Here is a 2,723-nt window from a genome sequence, read left to right as displayed (position 1 = left end):
CCGGAAATGACGGAGGTATTTGGTGTACTGAGCGATCCATTGGGGTTCACGATGATGTTGTTACCACCAGTGTTAACTTCGAGCTGGCCGTTGTTGATGGTTAAACCATTACCCGTTGCAACCTCAACGCCATAACTCGTTGTTTTGAGTTCCGGCGTCGTATTTTAGAGGTAACGGTGACACCGTTACTGGTAGAAGCAGCCCCACCAGCAACTGCACCTGCTTGGGTTGTCGCGTTATATCCGCTAACGCTATAGGTAGTGACCCGGCCGTCATTGCTAGAAGCAACAGCAATATTATCTCCACCGCTAACAACAGATTCATTCGCTTGAACAGCAAAAACACTGGTTGAGTTGGCGCTATTCCAAACACCAGTAACAATTGTGCCGTTAGCTTTTGTTGTCTCTAGTTGAGTTTCATCACTTCCCGTTGCTGTAACTGTTCCAGAAATGACCGATGTATTTGGTGTACTGAGCGATCCATTGGGGTTCACGATGATGTTGTTACCACCAGTGTTAACTTCGAGCTGGCCGTTGTTGATGGTTAAACCATTACCCGTTGCAACCTCAACGCCATAACTCGTTGTTTGAGTTCCGGCGTCGTATTTAGAGGTAACGGTGACACCGTTACTGGTAGAAGCAGCCCACCAGCAACTGCACCTGCTTGGGTTGTCGCGTTATATCCGCTAACGCTATAGGTAGTGACCCGGCCGTCATTGCTAGAAGCAACAGCAATATTATCTCCACCGCTAACAACAGATTCATTCGCTTGAACAGCAAAAACACTGGTTGAGTTCGCGCTATTCCAAACACCAGTAACAATTGTGCCGTTCTCTTTTCTTGTTGTTAGTTGAGTTTCATCATCTCCCGTTGCTGTAACTGTTCCGGAAATGACGGAGGTATTTGGTGTACTGAGCGATCCATTGGGGTTCACGATGATGTTGTTACCACCAGTGTTAACTTCGAGCTGGCCGTTGTTGATGGTTAAACCATTACCCGTTGCAACCTCAACGCCATAACTCGTTGTTTGAGTTCCGGCGTCGTATTTAGAGGTAACGGTGACACCGTTACTGGTAGAAGCAGCCCCACCAGCAACTGCACCTGCTTGGGTTGTCGCGTTATATCCGCTAACGCTATAGGTAGTGACCCGGCCGTCATTGCTAGAAGCAACAGCAATATTATCTCCACCGCTAACAACAGATTCATTCGCTTGAACAGCAAAAACACTGGTTGAGTTCGCGCTATTCCAAACACCAGTAACAATTGTGCCGTTAGCTTTTGTTGTCTCTAGTTGAGTTTCATCACTTCCCGTTGCTGTAACTGTTCCAGAAATGACCGATGTATTTGGTGTACTGAGCGATCCATTAGGGTTGACAATAATATTATTACCACCAGTGTTCACTTCTAATTGACCACCATTATTAATTGTCAGACCATCCCCAACCTGAATCCCAGACAGAGTTCCATCCCCATTAGCGACAACCATCTCAAACTGACTTCCATCTGTTGCTGAACTATCGGTCGCAAGATTCGCAATGGTAATTTCAGCATTGGTTGAACCAAGAGCGACCTGACCCGAACGAGTGGTTTCTACGTTCTGGCCTAATGCTGCTGACGAACTGTAATTCGCTGAAGCACCAGTACCTAAGGCAAGGGTGTCGTTTTTAGATGCATTGCTCTGGAAACCAAAAGCAAACGAACGATTACCTAAAGCCTGCGCTTCTTCTCCGATCGCGAGAGAACTTACGCCGGTCGCATTAGACAATCCACCAATAGCAATAGCATTATCTCCAGCAGCATTAGCGAATGCACCCAGGGCTGTCGCTCTCGCCCCTGCAGTGGAATTCGAACCAAACGCAGTCGCCCCCAATCCATTAGCTATTGCATTCACACCAAAAGCAGACGTTCTGTCGCCATCAGCTACTGAATTTTCACCAAAACAGGTTGCACCTTCACCTTCTGCTATGCAATTGAAGTTCGGAGCGATAATATTTACTTGAGGAGGAACTTCAGCTGTTGCAGCAACAATCATTCCCTCTGAGTCAACAGTAAGATATTGTGTACCTCCGGCTTGAGTCGATCCATCCGTTCCAGGCTTATTTGCTAATCCCGGGAGGAAATAGTCCGTCGTACCGAATTCATCGCTACGCCCCAAAGTGATCGATGATGTTGATCCTGTTGATGTCTCAAATTTAGACTGAGAGCCAAAGCCAATTGCAGTAGCATAATTATCATCTGACCTTGCACTAGAACCAATAGCAGTGGAGCCAATATTTGCGGCCACAGCACTATTACCCAATGAAGTTGCGCCTACAGCTGTAGATTTCGCACCTGATCCAATCGCTGTTGTTGCAGCGCCACTGGCCTCAGCGCCCTCTCCATAACATTCAGCACCGTCTCCCACGCCAGTGCATTTCAAAGCGTCATAAGACACCTCAAGCTGTCCATTATTATTAATTGCCAGACCATTGCCCGTTGCAACCTCAACGCCATAACTCGTTGTTTGAGTTCCGGCGTCGTATTTAGAGGTAACGGTGACACCGTTACTGGTAGAAGCAGCCCCACCAGCAACTGCACCTGCTTGGGTTGTCGCGTTATATCCGCTAACGCTATAGGTAGTGACCCGGCGTCATTGCTAGAAGCAACAGCAATATTATCTCCACCGCTAACAACAGATTCATTCGCTTGAACAGCAAAAAACACTGGTTGAGTTGGCGCTATTCC

Annotated in this window: 3 protein-coding genes; all 3 read right to left on the bottom strand. The window is 47.4% G+C overall.

All coding sequences use genetic code 11. The features are described 5' to 3' along the window. Positions 1-100 precede the first annotated feature (100 nt). Positions 101-493, bottom strand: a complete 393-nt coding sequence (locus SYN8016DRAFT_RS15135) for a hypothetical protein (RefSeq protein ID WP_141561541.1) — start codon at positions 491-493, stop codon at positions 101-103. Positions 494-543: 50 nt separating this feature from the next. Next, positions 544-2,403 carry a hypothetical protein gene (locus SYN8016DRAFT_RS14200; protein WP_159098336.1) on the bottom strand — a complete coding sequence of 620 codons (1,860 nt, stop codon included), beginning with the start codon at positions 2,401-2,403 and terminating at the stop codon, positions 544-546. Between the two features lie 11 nt (positions 2,404-2,414). After that, positions 2,415-2,723 (bottom strand): hypothetical protein (locus tag SYN8016DRAFT_RS15645; protein ID WP_006855117.1); only part of this gene is annotated, 309 nt, incomplete at its 5' end.

This window comes from Synechococcus sp. WH 8016, assembly GCF_000230675.1.
Classification (GTDB): domain Bacteria; phylum Cyanobacteriota; class Cyanobacteriia; order PCC-6307; family Cyanobiaceae; genus Synechococcus_C.
Note: the sequence above shows the minus strand (reverse complement) of the source record. Positions and strands in the feature narration are given on the sequence as shown.